Here is an 18413-nt window from a genome sequence, read left to right as displayed (position 1 = left end):
CGCGGACGGTCTATCCTTGGGTGCGGTGGACGAGCCGGCCGGACGGCCGCGTCGGGGAGCGATCCCCGTCGAGGAAAGTCCGGGCTCCACAGGGCAGGGTGGTCGGTAACGCCGACCCGGGGCGACCCGCGGGACAGTGCCACAGAAAGCAGACCGCCACCGGTCCGCCGGTGGTAAGGGTGAAACGGTGAGGTAAGAGCTCACCAGCGCCCACGGTGACGTGGGCGGCTAGGTAAACCCCACCCGGAGCAAGGTCAAGAAGGGGATCCGGCAGGATCCCCGCGCAGGCGTTCGAGGGCGGCCCGCCCGAGCCTGCGGGTAGACCGCTGGAGGCCGCCGGCAACGGCGGCCCGAGATGGATGGCCGTCACCCGCCGCCCCTCGCGGCGGGCACAAAACCCGGCTTACAGGCCGACTCGTCCACCCCCCGCTGTTCGTGAAATTCCAGGTCGGCCCGTGTGGGGCCGGCCTGGGGCGTTGGCTTGCCCGGGGCTGGGATGTGCGGGGAATCGGGTGGGGATGTAAGAAACCGACGGTTTAGGGTCACACGACACAGTGGGGCGGAAACAGCGCGCTTAACGTCCTGGTATGGAGCCGGTCGACCTCGATCGGCGACAGGCGGCGGGGCCGCGGGGACGGGTCCCGTGGAGAGGAGCGCAGATGTTCATCGCGTTCACGATCTTCGTGCTCGGTGCGGCGGCGGTGACGGTGGCGGCGGTGCTGTGGAGCTTCGCGCGGGCCAGTCGGCGGGACGCGCTGTTCCTGCCCGCGAGCGACCGGAGCGCGCGGCTGGCGCGCCGGGTGACGGGGATGTACGTGCGGGACGACCAGCAAGGACGGGACCAGCGGCAAGGACGGGACGCCGGGCGCGAGGGCGAGCTCGTCGGGCGCTGAAGGCGATGGTGAGGGCGCCGCGTGGCGGTGCGGCGCCGAAGGGCATGGGCCGCCCGCGCGGGACGGCCCATGCGTGCAGGGTCACGAAGGGGTTCGCGTGTCCTGCCGGTCGCCGGCGGGGACCTCGCCCGGGACGGGGGCGAAGGTCCCCGTCGCGCGGTCGAGGATCTCGACGTTCGCGGTCGGCAGGTCCAGGTAGAGGCCCACGAGCTCGATCTCGCCGGACTCGACGCGGTGCTCCAGCCACGGGTGGGTGAGCAGGTTGTCGAGCTGCTGGATGACGTTGATCTTGCACAGGTGGACGAGCGGGCTCTGGTTCGCGGCGAGTTCCGTGCCCAGGAAGCGGGCGATGCTGTGCCGGCCGTGCTCCAGCCACCGGGTGAGGTGGTGCAGGTGCTTGACCTCGGTGCCGCCGGCGAGCAGGGCGGCCATGGCGCCGCAGTTGGCGTGCCCGCACACCGTGATGGTGCGGATGTCGAGGACGTTGACGGCGTACTCGACCGTCGCCATCACCGAGTCGTCCGCCGGGTAGGCGCCGTGCCGCGGGACGAGGTTGCCGACGTTCCGGTTGATGAACAGGTCGCCGGGCCCGCTGGCGGTGATGATGTTCGGCACCACGCGCGAGTCGACGCAGGTGATGAACAGGTTCTGCGGCTTCTGCTCCATCGACAGCTCGGCCATGATCGGACGGACGAGCGGGGCGGTGCTGTCGTGGTACCTGCGGACGCCCGCGAGCAGCAGGTCGCTCGCCGGGAGGTGCCCGGAATCTGACGGGGAATCGGAGCTCGGCCGGTCCGCCCACGGCGCCCACCAGGGCGTCTGCGGCGGGGTCTTGCCGGGCGGGGTCGTGTCTCCTGTCACCGCTCTTTCATACCAAGCCTCGTGAACCTCGTCGATGTCGACCCTCCCGCCCTGCCGTTCGTGGGCGAGACGCCACTGGTGGACGGCGTCGAACGCGGCGTGGTCCATGAAGTCGACGTTGAGGTCGAGGTCGACGTTGGAGCCCGCGGGGATCTCCTGGAGCCGCGCGGTGACCTTCGGGACGCCGAGGAACGTGAACGTCCCCTGGACGACGACGTGCCAGCGGGGCGGGGCGGGGCCGTCGCCGGGGGCGGGGACGAGCTGCTCCGAGCGCACCGTCAGGGCGGTGAGCCGGCGCAGCGCGAGGACCGCCATGACGCCGATGCCGAGCAGCACGCCCTTGCCCAGCCCGAGGAGGACGACGCCGCCGAGGGTGGCGAAGTAGGCGGGGGCCTCGCGGTGGTGGCGCAGGTCGCGGACGTGCGCGAGGTCCATCAGCCGGCAGCCGAGCACGACGAGCAGCGCGGCGAGGGCGGACAGCGGGATCTGCTCGATGATCGGCCCGCAGGCGAGGGCGAGCACCAGCACCCAGACGCCGTGCAGGACGGACGACAGCCGCGTGCGGGCGCCCGCCTGGAGGTTGGCGGTGCTGCGGACGATGACGCTCGCGATCGGCAGGCCGCCGAGGAAGCCCGACACCATGTTCGCGATGCCCTGGGCGCGCAGGTCCTTGTCGAGGTCGGAGCGCGGGACGCCGGCGGGCCGCAGGCGGTCGACCGCGACGGCGCACAGCAGCGACGCGACGGCGGCGACGACGCCGACGGAGACGACGGCGCCGGCGATCCCGCCCGGCGGCCCGTGCGGCAGGACCGGCGGCGCCCACTCCTCCATGAGCGAGGCGGGCAGGTCGACGCGGGCCGTCTCCCAGCCGAGCGCCCACGCGGCCGCGGTGGCGGCGGCGATGGCGGGCAGCGGGCCGGGGACCAGTCGCGGCAGCGCGCCGAACCGGCCGCGCTTCGGCAGCCGGCTCCAGCAGAGCAGGATGAGGATGGTGAGGCCGCCCAGCAGCGTCGTGTGGGTGTGCGGTGCGGCGAGCTGCCCGGGGAGTTCCCGCAGGTCCTCCAGGGACGACTGCTGCGGGTTGCCGCCGAGCACCACGTGCACCTGGGCGAGGACGATGACCGCGCCGATCCCCGCCAGCATGCCGTGGACCACGGCCGGGGAGATCGCGAGCGCGGCGCGGGCGACCCGGGCGGCGCCGAGCGCGAGCTGCAGCGCCCCGGCGAGCAGCGTGATGGTGCAGGTGGCGCGCCAGCCGTACTCCTGCACGAGGCTGAAGACGATCACGGTCAGGCCCGCGGCGGGACCGCTGACCTGCAGCGGGGACCCGCCGAGCGCGCCGGCGACGACACCGCCGACGACGGCGGCGACGAGCCCGGCCGCGACCGGGGCGCCGGAGGCGACCGCGATGCCGAGGGACAGCGGCAGTGCGACGAGGAAGACCACGAACGACGCGAGCACGTCGCGCCGCAAAGTGGACACGTTGAGTGTGTTTGATGTCACTCAACGTATATAACCAGCGTTGAAGCGCGATATCGACTCGCACTCCGACACAGTGAGGGTAGACATCCCTTACGTACCGTTACGCCGTTAAGTGGGGTACGTCACGGCAACGCGAAAGGGCCGCCGGACGGTTCGTCCGACGGCCCTCGCAACGCGGCGGGCGCCCTCAGCGGCGGTAGTCGCGGTGGTTCTCCCAATCGTCGCCCTGGTAGCCGCCCTGGCGGCCGAATCCGGGGTCGTACGCCTGGGTGGAGTTCGGGTCGCCGCTCTGGGCGCCCGGGTCGTGCGGGGCGGACAGCGGGTCGTTGCCGCTGTAGCTGCTCCCGCTGAAGTCGCCGTAGGCGCCGGCGCCGCCGGACCCGGACTCGCCGCCGTAGGCGTCGCGGCCGCCGCTCAGCGGGTCGTCGTAGCGGTTGCCCTCGCCGTACGACGGGGACGCGGGGTAGCCCTCGCTCTGGCCGCCCTGCGGGTAGCCGCCGGAGTTGCCGAGGCCGCCGCCGGGGGACCAGGGACCCGTCGACGAGCCCTGGCCCGTCCCGGGGCCGGACCCGGTGGAGCCGCCGTAGGAACCGGTGGCGAGCGGGTCGCTGAGCGGGTCGCCCAGGGGCCCGCCGTAGGACGAGCCGCCCGAGTCCCCGGACGGGGGCCCCGAGGAGCGCTGCCGGTCGCTCTGGATGCGCTGGAGGAGCTCGTCCACCGTCGGCAGCTTGTGGTTGTCGGTATCGGGCCCCGAGCCGCCGTGCGCCGCCGGAGCGGACGGTGCGGGCGGTGCGGCGGGCGCCGGCGGTGCGGCGGGCGGCGGCGCGGCGGGCGCGGGCGGCGGGGTCGCCGCGGGCTCGTCGGTGCGGCCCAGGGGCAGCCCCAGCGGGTCGGACGGCGGCGGCGCGGGCGGGCCCTGGTTCGGGCCGGTGGAGCCCGGCCCCTGGTTCGGGCCGGTCGAGCCGGGGCCGGAGGCGCCCAGCGGCATGTCGAAGGCGTCCGGACGGCCCGGAGGCGGGGACGCGGGCGTCGGACGGCCGCCGGAGGCGAGCGGGTCGCCGCCGTAGGGCTGCGGCTGCTCGGGGAGGCCGTACGGGGCCGGCTCCGGCGGCATGCCGGGCTGCTGCGGCTCGGCGTAGGGCTGCTGCCGGTCGCCGCCGTACGGCGGCTGCTGCTCGGGCCCGCCGAAGGGCGGCTCGGCGGAGCCGTACGCGGGCTGGGCGTCCTGGCCGCCGTAGACGTGCTGGTCGGGCCCGCCGGGAGCGAACGGGGCGTGCGCGCCGGGACCGCCCTGCATGCCGGGGCCGCCGGCCAGGTCGGCGGGGATCGGGTCGAGCGCCGTCGCGCCCGGGTCGCCGCCGCCGAACGGGGAGCCGCCCTGGAACCCGCCGGGGCCGCCGGGGGCCTGCTGCGGGCCGGTCGGGGCGGGCTGGCCGCCGGTCTGGCCGGGGCCGCCGGGGCCGGGCGGGCCCTGGTTGGGCGGGCCCTGCCCGGGGCCGCCCGGGGCGCCGAAGGCACCGCCTTCCTGGCCCAGGGTGACCGTCTGGTTCATCCCGTGGTCGGGGACCTGCGGGTCCTGCTCGGCGTACTGGTCGCCGTACTGGTCCCCGTACTGCTGCTGGTCCGCGTACTGCTGGTCGCCGTACTGGTCCGCGTACTGGTCGCCGTACTGCTGGTCCCCGTACTGCTGGTCGCCGTACTGGTCGCCGTAACCGTCGTCGCCGCCCTGCGCGTGCAGCGGGTCGGCGGCGTGGTCGCCGTCGGGACGCTGCCCCTCCTGGTTGTGCTGCCAGGGGAACTTGGGCTTGTCGAAGGTGATCGTCGCCCAGTAGTCGTCGTCCTCCATCTCGTCGGACGCCTGACCGGAGGGCGGGGGAGCCGGGGGGCCCTGCTGGCCCGCGGGCGCGGCGAGCGGGCCGCCCGCGCCGGCACCCGCGCCCGCGACGCGGCGGTCGGGGCCGGGAGCGGGCGCACCGTAACCGCCGTCGTCGTAGCCGTAGTCGTCCGGCCCGTTCATCTCGTCCTGCTGCGCGGCGCCGCGGCGGCCGCGCGGTTGCGGCTGCTCGTCGTCCATCCAGTCGTCGTCGTCGCGACCCGCCTTGCTCGCCCGCAGACCCAGGACCACAAGGACGACGACGAGGACGACGACGACCAAGAGGCCGAAGACCACGATTGCTGAAGTCATGCCACCACCCAATGCCTTGGCCCGGCGAGCGCCGCCGGCGCGGACGCGTGGTCCGTCCCGATCGCCGCCGACGGCCGGCCGTCCTCGGAGCCGGTCCGATTCTGTCCGACCGCTATGACCGTTGTCACACCCTTAGTGCTCATAGACACCCTCACACGGTCCGCACCGATCGGTCGAACCCGCCGGTCGTCGACCCGCCGCCAGGTCCCACGGTCAACGCGCCCGTTCGGCGCCGAAGTTCCCGGTGATCCGGCCCCGGCCCACGGTGTGCTCGGCGATGGCGCCGAGCGACTCGTCCAGCGGCGCGCTCTCGTCGAACGGCGCTTCGCTGTCGAGCGCGTAGATGGTGAACCGGTACAGGTGCCGTTCTCCGCGCGGAGGGCACGGCGGTGCGTAGCCCACCTTGTCTCCCGTGGTCAGTCCCTCGACGGCGTTGTCCAGCCTGGCGCCCTCGACGATCTCGTGCGTGGTTCCGTCGATGCCCGCGATCACCCAGTGGACGTAGGAGCCCTCGACGTCCGGGTCGTCCACGACGATCGCGAACGACCGGGTGTTCGCCGGCGCCCCCGACCAGATGAGCGGCGGGGTCTTGCCCTGCCCGCCAGGGTACGTCGTGCAGCCGTACCGCGTGGGCAAGACGCCGCCATCGCGGAAGACCGGGCTGGTCACGGTGAACCACTCCGACAGCTCGGCGCTTTCCTGCTCGGGGCCGCCGATCAGCCCGCACCCGCTCAGCGTGCCCGCGAGCGCCAGCGCGGCCGCCGCGGCCAGGACCGGACGCCGTTTTCTGCTCATCATCGATACGCTCCCGCGCGAGTTCGCACGGCGCGCTCCGCCGGTCCGACTTCGTCCCGGCCGGATGCCCGCGCGGGCGGCGCCCCCTTCCCTTCCCTCGTCCGCCCCAACCTTAGGGGTTCGGCGGCGGTGGGTCGGGACTTTCGGGCCGCGAGGCGGAGGCGTCCACCGGTCGGACGGATGTGAGGTGCGTCATGCGTACTTCATGCCCGATCGTCGAGAACCGCGCGAAGGAGTGGTGAAGTTCACAGCCCTTGCAGCGGTCTAGTTTGCCGTACCGGGAAGTTCTGTAGATCTTTCCTGGTTGCGGGTTGGTGCAAGGAGCATTCATCGAGTAGTTTGTGAATGTCTTCACAAGCCGACCGTGACATTGGAGGGCCGCAATGGCCAGGACCGCCGAGGAGACCCCTGGCGCTCCCCACATCCTCATCGTGGGTGGCGGCTATGTGGGCATGTACACCGCGCTTCGCCTGCAGAAGAAGCTCCGCAAGGAGCTGAAGCGGGGTGAGGTCAAGGTCACCATCGTTGACCCCAACTCGTACATGACGTACCAGCCGTTCCTTCCCGAGGCCGCCGCGGGCAACATCTCGCCCCGGCACGTCGTCGTCCCGCTGCGCCGCGTCCTGCCGAAGTGCACGGTGCGCAAGGCCCGGGTGACCGAGCTCAACCACGACGAGGGCTGGGCCATCGTCCAGCCGCTGGCGGGGCCGCCGGAGCGGATCTCCTACGACTACCTGGTCATGGCGGCCGGCGCGGTGCCGCGGCTGCTGCCGATCCCCGGCCTGGCCGAGCACGGGATCAGCCTCAAGACGGTCGGCGAGGCGATCCACCTGCGCAACCACGTGCTCGAGCAGCTCGAGATCGCCGAGTCGACCGACGACGTCGAGCTGCGCCGCAAGGCGCTGACGTTCGTCTTCGTCGGCGGCGGGTTCGCCGGCGTCGAGGCGGTCGCCGAGCTCGAGGACATGACGCGCGACGCCACCAAGTACATGCGCAAGGTCACCCCGGAGGACCTGCGGTTCGTCCTCGTCGAGGCCGCCGACCGTATCCTGCCGGAGGTCGGCCCGGACATGGGCAAGTGGACGGCCGAGCAGCTCCGCGGCCGCGGCATCGACGTGAAGATGAAGACGTTCCTGCAGTCGGCCGAGGACGAGATCGTCGAGCTGTCGGACGGCAGCCGCTTCCCGGCCGGGACGCTCGTCTGGAACGCGGGCGTCAAGCCGTCGCCCGTCGTCCGCAGCGGCGACCTGCCGGTGGACGAGCGCGGCCGCGTCAAGGGCACCGAGTACCTCACGGTCGAGGGCCTCGTCCGGGCGTTCACCGCCGGCGACAACGCCGCGATCCCGGACCTGACGCAGGAGGGGCAGTTCTGCCCGCCGAACGCCCAGCACGCGGTGCGCCAGGCGAAGCTGCTCGGTGACAACATCGTCCGGTCGCTGCGCGGCAAGACGCTCAAGCCGTACGTGCACAACAACCTCGGCGCCGTCGCCGGGCTCGGCCTGCACAAGGGCGTCGCGAACCCGATGGGCTTCAAGCTCAAGGGCTGGCCGGCGTGGTTCTTCCACCGCAGCTACCACGGCGCGATGGTCCCGACCTTCAACCGCAAGATCCGCGTCATCGCGGACTGGACGCTCGCGCTGTTCCTCAAGCGCGAGACCGTCTCGCTCGCGACGGTCGAGCAGCCGCGCGCGGACTTCATCCTCGCCGCGCTCGACGACGAGAAGCTCCGCGAGGCGAAGGCGAAGGAGAACGCCGCCTGACCCGCCCCGCGCAGCGCGGACCCGAATGCCGGACGCCCCGGCGGTCGATCGACCGCCGGGGCGTCCGGCGTTGCACCCCGATCCGAGCGGGCGGCCGTGCCTCAGGCCCGCTTCTTGAAGGCGCGGAGGGAGAGGGGGGCGAAGACCAGCGAGAACCCGACGCCCCAGGCCAGCGCGATCAGCGCGTGGTCCATGACGGGGCCGCCGACGAGCAGGCCGCGCATCGCCTCGACGAGCTGCGTCACCGGGCTGTTGCGCATGAAGAACGCGAGCGGGCCGGGGATGCCCTCGGTCGTCGGGATGAACGCGGTGCTCAGGAAGCTCAGCGGGAAGATCACCACGAATCCGAAGATCTGCACCTTCTCCGGCTCGTTCACCATCATCGCGATGAAGACCGAGATCCACGAGAAGAGCACCGCGAACGCCAGCAGGAGGAAGAACGCGGTGAGCAGCGCGAGGACGCCCGTCTCGAGCCGGAACCCGATCGCGAAGCCGACCAGCAGCAGGATCGCCATCGACCACGCCTGCTTGGCGGTGTCGGCGATGATCCGCCCCGCGAGCGGGGAGAGGCGCGAGATCGGCAGGCTCCGGAAGCGGTCGAAGACGCCCTTGGTGATGTCGGTGTTGAGCCCGAACCCGGTGCTCATCCCGGCGAACAGGGCGTTCTGCGCGATGATGCCGGGGATGACCACCGGCAGGTACGCCTCGACGCTGCCGGCCATCGCGGGGCCGAACACGTAGGCGAACAGCAGCACGAACATGATGGGCTGGATGGACAGGTCCAGCAGCTCCATCGGGTTGTGCTTGATCTGCACCAGGTTCCGCCACGCCAGCGTGGCGACGTTGCGGGCGCCGGTGCCGGGCGAGACCCGCTTCGACAGGTTCGGCGGGGGAGCGGTCGCGGTGCTCATCGGGAAATCCCTTCCTTCTCCGCGGCCCGGCCGGCGTCGCCCGCCGCGTCCTGCGCCTCGGCTTCGGCGTCGTCGGTGTGGTGGCCGGTGAGGGCGAAGAACACCTCGTCCAGGCTCGACTTGCGCAGCGACATCTCGCCGACGGTGACGCCCTCCTCGTCGAGGCGGCGGACCACGGCGGGCATCAGGCCCGGGTCGGTGATCGGCGCGGCCACCAGGCCGTCCTTGAACTCGGGGGCGGTCTCGGCCAGCTCGCCCACGATCCGCGCGACCGCGTCGGCGTCGCTCTCCTTGATCGGGCGGACCTCGAGCACCTGCCCGCCGACCTGCGCCTTCAGCATGTCGGACGTGCCGTGCGCGATCACCGTGCCGCGGTCGATCACGATGATGTCGTCGGCGAGCTGGTCGGCCTCCTCCAGGTACTGCGTGGTGAGCAGCACGGTGACGCCGTCGTCGGTCAGGCCGCGGACGATGTCCCACAGGCCGTTCCGGCTGCGCGGGTCGAGGCCGGTGGTCGGCTCGTCCAGGAACAGGATCTGCGGCCGTCCGACGAGGCTCGCGGCCAGGTCGAGCCGGCGGCGCATCCCGCCCGAGTAGGTCTTCGCGGCCCGCTCGGCGGCGTCGGTGAGCTGGAAGCGGTCGAGCAGTTCCGCCGCGCGGGCCTTGGAGTCGCGCCGCGACATCCCGAGCAGCCGGGCGATCAGCACGAGGTTCTCGGTGCCGGTGAGCATCTCGTCGACCCCGGCGTACTGGCCGGTCAGCCCGATGAGCTGGCGGACCTTGTGCGCCTCCCGGACGACGTCGAAGCCGCCGACCCGGGCGCTGCCCTCGGTGGGTTCGATCAGCGTGGCGAGGATCCGCGTGGTGGTGGTCTTGCCGGCGCCGTTGGGCCCCAGCACGCCCAGCACCGTTCCGGTCTGGGCGGTGAGCGAGACGCCCGCCAGCGCCTGCGTGTCGCCGAACCGCTTCACCAGGCCCTCGGCCTGGATCGCGTAGGACATGAGGTCTCCTAGGAAAAGTGGTGTGCCGGACTGTGCCCCGCGCGCGGACACGCCAACCTACGACCTGCCCCGAGCCGGAAGCATTCGGTTTTCGCCGCCCCGCCGCCTGCGCTCGGCGTCCCTTCACCTTCGCATCCGGGTCTGACAGAACGCTGACACGGCGCTGATCGCCCCGGCGCACCCGCGCCCGGACGCGCCGGGGCCCTTACACTCGCGGTGTGACGTCGGTGCGGCGCGACCTGCACGGGGACGGCGGGAGGCCGCACCCGCCGCGGTTGCGGGCGCCCGCGCACCGCGTGTCCCGGCGCGCGATCGCCCACTGGGCGATCGAGTACCTGCTGCTGTGGGGGCTGGGATTCGGCCTGTCGCTCGGCGTGGCGGCCTGGCTCGGCGACGCGCAGGCCGAGTGGCTTCCCGGCTGGCTGTCCGACCGCGTCGGCGTCCTGCCCTGGGGCGTGGGCGCCGCCGGGCTGCTGATGGTGACGGTCGCGCCCGTCTGGCGCTACCGCGTGCACCGCTGGGAGGTCAGCGCCGACGTCGTGTACACCCGCACGGGCTGGTTCAGCCGCGAGTGGCTGCTGGTGCCGGTGAGCCGCATCCAGACCGTCGACACCGAGCAGGGCTGGATCGAGCGGCTGCTCGGCCTGGCCACCATCGAGATCAACACCGCCTCCCACACGGGTTCGTCCGAGGTTTCCGGCCTGCCGGCGGGCGTCGCGACCCGGCTGGCGGACGACCTGGCCCACCGGGCCCACGACCTCCGCGACGACGCCACGTGACGCCGCGCGGAACACCTGACGAAGCGGAAACCCCACATGTCTCCGACTCGCCGGACGTCCCGGACTCATCGGCGTCCGGCGAGACGGGGGTCCGGCGGCTGCATCCGCTGACGTTCGTGGTCGGGGCCGTCCGGGAGCTGATCGCGCTGCTGGCGGCCGGGGCGACGGGCCTGGTGGTGGGCGGGCTGTCCACGGCGTTCTACTTCACCCTCGCGGGCCTCGGGATCGGCCTGGTGTTCCACGTGGCGGGCTGGGCGACGTTCACGTACGCGGTCCGCGACGACCGCATCGAGCTGCGCCGCACGCTGATCGGCCGGTCGGTGAAGAGCATCCCGCGCGACCGCATCCGGGGCGTGGACGTCAGCACGTCGCTGCCGCACCGGACGCTGGGCCTCGCGGTCGTCCATGTCGACGCCGGCTCGGAGGGCGGGGAGGGGACGCTGAACGCCGTCTCCCGGCGGGAGGCCGAGCGGCTGCGGCGGGTGCTGCTGGACCGGGCGGCCGACGAGCCGGCGGGGGGCGGGGCGCCGCCGCGCCGCGTCCTGGCCCGGATGCGGCGCCGCTGGTTCGTGTACGCCCCGCTCAGCGGCGCGTACCTGCTGACGCCGTTCGCGCTGGCGGGCAGCCTCCTCGGGACGCTCTACAACCTCGGCGACGACCTGGGGCTGATCACCCGGGAGCGCGTCGAGACCGTCGGGCACGAGGTGGTGGGGCTGCCGGCGGCGGCCGTGGTGGCGCTCGCGGTGCTGGCGCTGTTCGCGCTGCCGGTCATGTCGGTGATCGCGTTCAGCCTGTTCAACTGGGATTTCACCGTCGCGGAGCGGAACGGCTCGATCGTCGCGGAGCGCGGGCTGGCCACGCGGCGCAGCGTGACGCTGGAGCGCCGCAGGCTGCGCGGGGTGGAGCTGGCCGACAACCCGCTGGAGCGGCTCGGCGGCGTCCGGCGGCTCGGCGCGCTCGTCACCGGGCTCGGCGACGCGGCGCACCGGGGCCGGCTGCTGCCCGCCGCGCCCCGTCCGGTCGCGGAGGAGCTGGCCGCGCGGGTGGTGGGCGCGGTGCCCGGCCCGCTGCGCCGCCATCCGCGGGCCGCGCGCGGACGCCGGGTGGTGCGGGCGGTCGCGCCGCCGGGGGCCGTCGGGGTGCTGGCGGTGGCGGCGGGACGCCCGTGGATCGCGGCGGCGTGCGCGGTCCTGGCGCTCCTCGCGGTGCCGTTGGGGCTCGACCGGTACCGGCAGCTCGGGCACGTCACCGACGGCGAGCGGCTGAGCGTCCGGTCGGGATCGCTGAAGCGGCGCCAGGTGGTGGTGGAGCACGGCGCGATCGTCGGCTGGCGGTTCCGGCGGACGCTGTTCCAGCGGCGGCTGGGCCTGGCGACCCTGGACGTCGCGGTGGGCGCGGGCGACGGCGGCTACCCGGCGATCGACATGTCCGAGGAGGACGCGGTCGCGTTCGCCGCCGAGATCACGCCCGACTGGGTCCGCCCCTTCCTGGAGAAGTGACCGCCCCGCCCGCGGGGCGGGCGTCCGCGCCGTGGCCCGGTCGCGGGGCGGGGGTCACTCGGGACGCCGGGCGCCGAACATGATCTCGTCCCAGGACGGCACGGAGGCCCGCTTGCCCTTGGACTTGCGCCGCGCGCGCGCCGGTCGCTGCGTCGCCGGTGAGGCGTCCGCGGCGGCCGCCGCCGGGGGCCCGGTGACGGGCTTGTCCTGCGCGGCGGGCATGGTCGGGCGCGTCGCGGGCTTCTTCTTCGGGGCCGGACGGGCGGGCTCGCGGCGCGGCGCGCGCGGCGGCGCGGGCTTGGCCTTCTCGCGGGACGCCTGCTCGCGGGCCGCCGCCGGTTCGGCGGGCGCCTGCTCGCGCGCGGCGGGCTCGCGGGCGGCGGGCTCGTCGCGGGGTTCCGGGCGGGCGGGAGCGGGCTCGTCGGCGGGCTCCTCGGCCGCGGCGGCGGGCTCGGCCGCGGCCTCGGCCGCGGGCTCGTCCGCGGGCGTCTCGTCCGCGGTGTCCGCGTGCGTCTCCGGCTCGTCCGGCTCGTCCGGCTCGCCGGCCGGACGGGCGTCGGCGTCGGCTTCGGCGTCGTCCCGCTCCGCGGCAGGCTCGTCGGCGTCGGCCTCGGCCGCCTCGTGGGCGGTGTCAGGGCGCGCGTCCTCGTCCGTCTCGGCGGCCTCGGCGGCGGGTTCGGGGGTCTTCTCGTCCTCGCCGGCGCGCTCCCGCGGCGTCTCGTCGGCCGCCGGCTCGTCCTCGGCGGCCGGGGCGTCCGCCGGCTTCGCGGCCTCCGCCGGGGCCGTGAGGCCCTCGATGCCCTCGATGCCCCCGAGCTCCTCCAGGGACGGCTCGGGCGCGCGGCGCCACGGCGCCTCGCTGGGGCGGGCCTCGGGGCGCGTCCCGGCGGACGGCGCCTCGGGCTCGGCGTCGTCGAACGGGCGGATGGGCTCGCGGCCGGCGGCGGCCTCGCGGGGGCGCCCGGGGTCGCGGCCGCCCGGGAACGCGGGGCGCGGGTCGACGATGCGGCCGCGCTCGACGATGTACTCGCGGGGCTCGGCGGCGCGCAGCGGCGGCTCGGACGCGCGCTCGAGCGGCGGCTCGGGGTCGGCGGGCAGGCCGCGCCCGAAGTCGCGCGGGCCCACCTCGCGGATCTCGCGGCCCACGTCGCGGCCGTCGGTGACGACCTTCATCGCGGGGCGGCGGGGGACCAGCGGGGTGACGGTGTCGGAGAGGTCGTCATCGTCGTCCCAGTCGCCGGCGCTGAGCCGCGCGGCGATCTCGTCCAGCGGGGAGACGTTCCGGCGGCGCGGGTCGAACGCCCACTCGGCGGCGTGCGGGCGGCCGTTGTCGAAGAAGGAGAGGCGGACGCGCCAGGTGCCGTCGTCGCACTTCCAGGCGTCCCACTCGACGTCCTCGAGGTCGACGCCGCCGCGGCCGAGGCGCTCCTCGACGGTCTCGCCGAGCGGCGGGCCGGGCGTGGACTCGCCGGGCCGCCGGACGGTGACGCGCTGCGCCTGCTGCGCCATGTACTCGCGTTCCTGCAGGACCGGGCCCTCGAACCAGCGGACCCGCTCCACGGGGATGCCCGCGGACTCGGCGATCTCCTCCGCGGTCTCGCCGGACCTGATGCGGGCCTGGATCTCCTTGGGACGCAAGGGACTCTCCACTTCGATCTCGAACTGGCCGAGGCGGGAGAAGTGCCCACGGACCGCGGCGCGGAGCCGGTCGTCGACGGGCAGGGTGAACCGGGTGCCTCGGCCCGCGGTGGCCAGGACGAGGTACGTACCGTCCTCGCTGACCGCGACGAGGCGCAGCTCCTGCATGCGTGTCCTTCCTGCCCTGTCCTGACGGCACGGAGGGCGCCGGACCGCGAGCCGGATGCGAGCGCGTCACCGCTCCCGCACCGCCCGGCCGTCCGTTGCCCGCCGAGGGCGCATGCGTGCCCTTCCCCCGGGTTCCCGAGTCTCTCTTCCGGACACACCTGCTGCCAGCACCGTACCCGGCATGTCCGAACATCGCCGCTCTCGAAGCCCCCTCCACGTCGAGGAAGGAGGCGCCTGACCAAGCTTGCCGGTGCCCGGGTCCGGCCGAAGGCCCTCTGTCTGAAACTTGAGGAACCTTTTCCCCACTGTGCCGCACCCGAACGCCCGTCTCCACCCGGTTCGCGTAGCGAGCGTCACGTTGCGGTTCGGAACACCGTGATCGTCCGGTTAGTTTCGATTCCGGAGACTTTGGGGGATTCAACGGGGGTGAATCGGGGTAATGCGCCGCAAGCTTCCCGATCTGAGCACGACGCAGGTGATCGCGAGCGGGGTCGCGACGGCCGTCGCCGCGATCGGCGCGTCCTTCCTGGGGGTGTACGGGACGGTCATCGGCACCGCGCTGATGAGCGTGATCTCGACGGCGGGCGCCGCCGTCTGCAAGCACTACCTGGACCAGGGGCGCGACCAGATCCGGGACATGTCCCACGTGCACGGCGCCGCGCGCCGCCGGGAGACGGCCGAGGACGCGGCGGAGGAAGCGACGAGCGCCGACCCGACCCGGACCGCGGTCTGGCCCGCGGGCGCGGACCCGGCCCGCACGATGGTCCGGCCGCCCGGCGGGGACCCGAACGCGACGCGGCTGGACGCGGGCGCCGGCCTCCTCGACGGCCCGCACGGCGACCCGAACGCCACCCGGCTCGACGGCCCGCACGGCGACCCGGGGGCGACGCGGGTCGACCCGTCCCGCACGGTCGCCGGCGCGCTCGCCGCGGAGGCGGGCGAGGACGCCCGGCGGCGGGTCGCCCGGCGCTCGGCCCTGGACGAGACGCTCGCGTGGGCGAAGCAGAACTGGGTGAAGCTCGCGGCGTCGTCCGCCGCGGTGTTCGCGGTGGTGCTCGGCGGGATCACGGTCTACGAGGCGACCACCGGCGGACCGATCGGCGGCGGCAGCGGCGGCGGCCTCACCGTCACGCACGTCCTCGGCGGCGACGGCGACGGGTCGGGCGGCCGGGTCGAGGAGACCCCGACGGACGCGCCGACCGGTGGGGGCACCGCGCCCGCCGAGGCCCCCGCCGAGAGCCCGGCGGAGGAGGCGCCGACCGGCGGCACCGGCGAGTCCGGCGGCGAGACCGGGACGGACTCCACGGGCGGCGCGACGCCCGGACCGTCCGGCGACGCGCCCACCGGCGGGACGACGGACGAGCCGACCGGACCGCCCCCGACGACGGCGCCCGAAACCCCCGACACGCCCACCGCGTCCCCGCCGTCCGGCGGCGGCCAGGAGCAGCAGAACGGGACGGACGCGGACACCGGGAACTGACGCGGGCGCCGGGGATCGGCGCGGGGCCGGTTCCGGCGCGGTCGCCGGGAACCGGCTCAGTCGCCGAAGACCCGCCGGGTGTAGGGGTTGGCGAAGCGGCGGTCGGGGTCGAGTTCGTCGCGCAGCGCGCGGAAGTCCGCGAACCGGGGGTACGCCTTCTCCAGGTACGCGGCGTCGCGGGTGTGCAGCTTGCCCCAGTGCGGGCGGCCGCCGATCGCGGTGAGGACGTCCTCGACGCCGCGGAAGTAGTCCTCGTGGGCGTCGCGGTTGAACACGTGGACGGCGATGAACGCGGTGCGGCGGGCGTGCGCCATCGACAGCCAGGCGTCCTCGGGCGGGAGCAGCCGCACCTCGATCGGGAAGCTGACCCGCCAGTCCCGCCGGGCGAACTGGGCGCGGATCTCCCGCAGCGCCGGGACGATCTCCTCGCGCGGGATCGCGTACTCCTGCTCCTTGAAGCGGACGGTGCGCGGGCTCGTGAAGACCTTGTAGGACGTGTCGGTGTACGTGCGGGCGCCCAGGGCCTTGGCGGAGATGCCGTTGACGAACGGGGTCGCCGCGGGCACGGCGTGCGTGAGCCGGTTGACGGCCCCGAAGACGGTGTTGGACAGGAACCGGTCGTCCAGCCAGTACCGGAACCTCGACAGCGGCTCGGCGGGGCCCTCGACCCGGTTGTTCCGCTTGGTGAGGCAGCCGTCGGTGTGCGGGAACCAGTAGAACTCGAAGTGCTCGTTGGCCTCGTCGAACTCGTCGATCCGCGCGAGGACCTCGTCCCACTCCATCGGCTCCTCCCGCGCACGCAGCCGGAACGCGGGGACGGTCCGCCACGTGACGGCGGTGACGATCCCGAGGGCGCCGAGGCCCGCGCGGGCGGCGTCGAACAGGTCGGGGCGCTCGTCCCGCGAGCACGTCACGGTCGTCCCGTCGGCGAGCACCAGCTCCAGCGCGGCGATCTGGGAGACGAGCCCGGCGGCGTCGCGGCCGGTGCCGTGCGTGGCGGTCTGGATCGCGCCGGCCACGGTCTGCTCCTGGATGTCGCCCATGTTGGCGAGGGCGAGCCCGTGGTCGTCCAGCAGCCGGTTCAGCCGGTGCAGCGGGAGGCCCGCCTCGACGGTCACGAGCCCGGTCGCGGTGTCGACGGACCGGACCGCGGTGAGGGCGGACGGGCGCAGCAGCACGCCCTCGGCGACGGCCGCGCCGGTGAAGGAGTGTCCGGTCCCGGTCATCCGGACCGTGCGGCCCTCGTCGGCCGCCGCGCGGACGGCCGCGGCGACCTCGTCGGCCGTCCGCGGCGTCGTGACGCGGTGCGGGCGGACCTGCTGGTTTCCGGCCCAGTTCCGCCACGTTTGGTTGCTCACGGGTGACATGCGGCGACTCTACTCGGCAATCGATCGTGAGGAAAGTTCACGTTTACTGATCGTCCGCCGGCCGTCCGGGCGTCCCGGGAGGACCCTCGCTGGGACGGAAGGGGCGATACCGTACTATCCGGTAACCGCGGGCGCGGTCCCGCACCGGGATCCGGGGCCTCGCGGTGAACATTCCGCGACGTCACCCCCTTGACCGGGGTATGTCCGGGCAAGAAGTGCGCAGACGTGTAACCGACCGCTAGTGACGCTCGTTGGGAAATGTTGTGGCTCCTCCATCCGTGACACGCCCGCCGAAGCGCAGGCCGGAGAAGAAGAAGCGGGACCGCGCCGGGGCCCGGCCCCCCGGACGGGCGCTCCGCGGCCTTCCCCTGATCATCGCGGGGATCGCGGTCCTCGCGGTCGGCACCACGTCCGGCGGTGTGTACGCGGCCATGACGGCGGCCGAGAGCGGCTCCGAGCGGCCGGACGGCGACGGCGGCGGGCGCACGGTCGTCCCGCCGAGCGCGGCCCGCGGCAAGCCGGTGACCGTGGCCGACGGCGGCGACGTCGCGCCGCTGCGCCGCGTGGTGCCGCCGGACGTCCTCGCGGTCGGCACCGCCACGATCCCGCAGGCGAAGATCAAGCGGCTGGCGAAGCTGAAGCGGGTCGGCGAGGTCACGGCGGTCGCGGGCGGCGCGATCCAGCTGCAGAACCGGGCGGTGAACGCGCTGGCCGTCGACCCGTCGGCGTTCCGCTCGTGGACGCCGCCCGGCACCGCCAAGAACACGGCCCTGTGGGCGGCGCTGGCCGCGGACGAGTTCGTCACCACCCCGGACGTCGCCGAGGAGCTCCGGCTCGCCCGCGGCACCCGGTACCCGGTGGTCGGCCGGACGATGCCGAACCTCGTGATGGGCGGATCGGGCGAGCTCGGGCTCCCCGGCGTCAACATGCTCGTCAGCGAGAAGGCCGGCGTGGACATGGGCCTGGTCCCGAACGTCGCGGTCCTCGTCAACGCCCCCGGCGTGGACCCGGCGACCACCGTCAAGGCGGTGAAGCAGATCCTCGGCGGCGGCGTGGAGGTCGTGAACCTGCACGCGAGCCAGCACCGGGCGCCGGGCAGCGGCCGGGCGACCGACTACCTCGACCTGTACAAGCGGGCCGCGACGACGTGCCCCGGCCTGTCCTGGACGGTCCTCGCCGCGATCGGGCAGGTCGAGAGCAGCCACGGGCGCAACGTCGGCCCGTCCAGCGCCGGGGCGCTCGGACCCATGCAGTTCATGCCCGCCACCTGGAAGGCGTACGGGGTGGACGGCGACGGCGACGGCAAGGCCGACATCATGAACCCCTACGACGCCATCCCGGGCGCCGCGAAGTACCTGTGCGCGAACGGCGCCGGGCAGGGCGGGCAGCAGCTCTACCGGGCCGTCTGGCACTACAACCACGCCGACTGGTACGTGCAGAAGGTGCTCAACCTCGCCAAGGCGTACGCGGACGCCTACTCCTGAGCCCGCCCGGACGATCGGGCCCGGACATCCCCTCCGGGCGGCCCGTGTGGCTTTGGCGACACGTGGCCCCGCCGGAACCGGCCACCGGAAGGCGGCTGGTTGGATGGAGG

The 18413-nt window shown here is 74.1% G+C and carries 13 protein-coding genes and 1 other RNA gene; 7 read left to right on the top strand and 7 right to left on the bottom strand.

The window, feature by feature from the left end; translation table 11 throughout:
• Nucleotides 1-30 precede the first annotated feature (30 nt).
• Together rnpB and H505_RS39435 are read left to right on the top strand one after the other, a co-directional pair.
• Nucleotides 31-422: RNase P RNA component class A (gene rnpB, locus H505_RS47240), an RNA gene on the top strand.
• A 237-nt stretch (nt 423-659) separates the two neighbouring features.
• Nucleotides 660-893, top strand: a complete 234-nt coding sequence (locus H505_RS39435; protein ID WP_034516179.1) for a hypothetical protein — start codon at nt 660-662, stop codon at nt 891-893.
• A gap of 81 nt (nt 894-974) precedes the next feature.
• On the opposite strand, the gene H505_RS0102355 is transcribed toward H505_RS39435, so the two are convergent.
• The 3 genes from H505_RS0102355 to H505_RS0102345 form a co-directional block, all read right to left on the bottom strand.
• Complete coding sequence (locus H505_RS0102355) at nt 975-3236, bottom strand: SulP family inorganic anion transporter (RefSeq protein ID WP_245592410.1); 2262 nt, start codon at nt 3234-3236, stop codon at nt 975-977.
• 187 nt (nt 3237-3423) lie between these two features.
• Entirely contained in the window at nt 3424-5421 is a 1998-nt protein-coding gene (locus H505_RS0102350) for a hypothetical protein (RefSeq protein WP_157432862.1), read from the bottom strand.
• 213 nt (nt 5422-5634) lie between these two features.
• Nucleotides 5635-6219, bottom strand: coding sequence for a YbhB/YbcL family Raf kinase inhibitor-like protein (locus tag H505_RS0102345; protein ID WP_026400676.1), 585 nt, complete (start codon nt 6217-6219; stop codon nt 5635-5637).
• 449 nt (nt 6220-6668) lie between these two features.
• Here H505_RS0102345 and H505_RS0102340 point away from each other — a divergent pair, with 449 nt between their 5' ends.
• On the top strand, nt 6669-7976 hold the full coding sequence (locus H505_RS0102340) for an NAD(P)/FAD-dependent oxidoreductase (protein ID WP_026400675.1): 1308 nt from the start codon (nt 6669-6671) through the stop codon (nt 7974-7976).
• 101 nt (nt 7977-8077) lie between these two features.
• On the opposite strand, the gene H505_RS0102335 is transcribed toward H505_RS0102340, so the two are convergent.
• Nucleotides 8078-8887 (bottom strand): ABC transporter permease, encoded by an 810-nt coding sequence (locus H505_RS0102335; RefSeq protein ID WP_026400674.1) that lies wholly within the window; start codon nt 8885-8887, stop codon nt 8078-8080.
• Entirely contained in the window at nt 8884-9888 is a 1005-nt protein-coding gene (locus tag H505_RS39430) for a daunorubicin resistance protein DrrA family ABC transporter ATP-binding protein (protein WP_034516176.1), read from the bottom strand. The genes H505_RS0102335 and H505_RS39430 overlap by 4 nt, the downstream gene beginning before the upstream one ends.
• Before the next feature lie 218 nt (nt 9889-10106).
• Here H505_RS39430 and H505_RS0102325 point away from each other — a divergent pair, with 218 nt between their 5' ends.
• Together H505_RS0102325 and H505_RS39425 are read left to right on the top strand one after the other, a co-directional pair.
• Nucleotides 10107-10667 (top strand): PH domain-containing protein, encoded by a 561-nt coding sequence (locus H505_RS0102325; RefSeq protein WP_034516174.1) that lies wholly within the window; start codon nt 10107-10109, stop codon nt 10665-10667.
• A 116-nt stretch (nt 10668-10783) separates the two neighbouring features.
• Nucleotides 10784-12166, top strand: a complete 1383-nt coding sequence (locus tag H505_RS39425) for a PH domain-containing protein (RefSeq protein ID WP_064743444.1) — start codon at nt 10784-10786, stop codon at nt 12164-12166.
• Nucleotides 12167-12220: 54 nt separating this feature from the next.
• Here the strand turns inward: H505_RS39425 and sepH are convergent, their stop codons facing one another.
• Nucleotides 12221-13972 (bottom strand): septation protein SepH, encoded by a 1752-nt coding sequence (gene sepH / locus H505_RS0102315; RefSeq protein ID WP_026400672.1) that lies wholly within the window; start codon nt 13970-13972, stop codon nt 12221-12223.
• Nucleotides 13973-14411: 439 nt separating this feature from the next.
• On the opposite strand from sepH, the gene H505_RS0102310 reads away from it, so the two are divergent.
• Nucleotides 14412-15452 carry a hypothetical protein gene (locus tag H505_RS0102310; RefSeq protein ID WP_026400671.1) on the top strand — a complete coding sequence of 347 codons (1041 nt, stop codon included), beginning with the start codon at nt 14412-14414 and terminating at the stop codon, nt 15450-15452.
• Nucleotides 15453-15508: 56 nt separating this feature from the next.
• Here the strand turns inward: H505_RS0102310 and H505_RS0102305 are convergent, their stop codons facing one another.
• Complete coding sequence (locus H505_RS0102305) at nt 15509-16819, bottom strand: D-arabinono-1,4-lactone oxidase (protein ID WP_026400670.1); 1311 nt, start codon at nt 16817-16819, stop codon at nt 15509-15511.
• 278 nt (nt 16820-17097) lie between these two features.
• Here H505_RS0102305 and H505_RS39420 point away from each other — a divergent pair, with 278 nt between their 5' ends.
• On the top strand, nt 17098-18303 hold the full coding sequence (locus H505_RS39420) for a lytic transglycosylase domain-containing protein (protein WP_084549738.1): 1206 nt from the start codon (nt 17098-17100) through the stop codon (nt 18301-18303).
• Nucleotides 18304-18413 lie beyond the last annotated feature (110 nt).

It is taken from the genome of Actinomadura rifamycini DSM 43936, assembly GCF_000425065.1.
GTDB lineage: Bacteria > Actinomycetota > Actinomycetes > Streptosporangiales > Streptosporangiaceae > Spirillospora > Spirillospora rifamycini.
The sequence above is the reverse complement of the archived record's forward strand: the minus strand, read 5'-3'. Positions and strand labels throughout refer to the sequence as shown.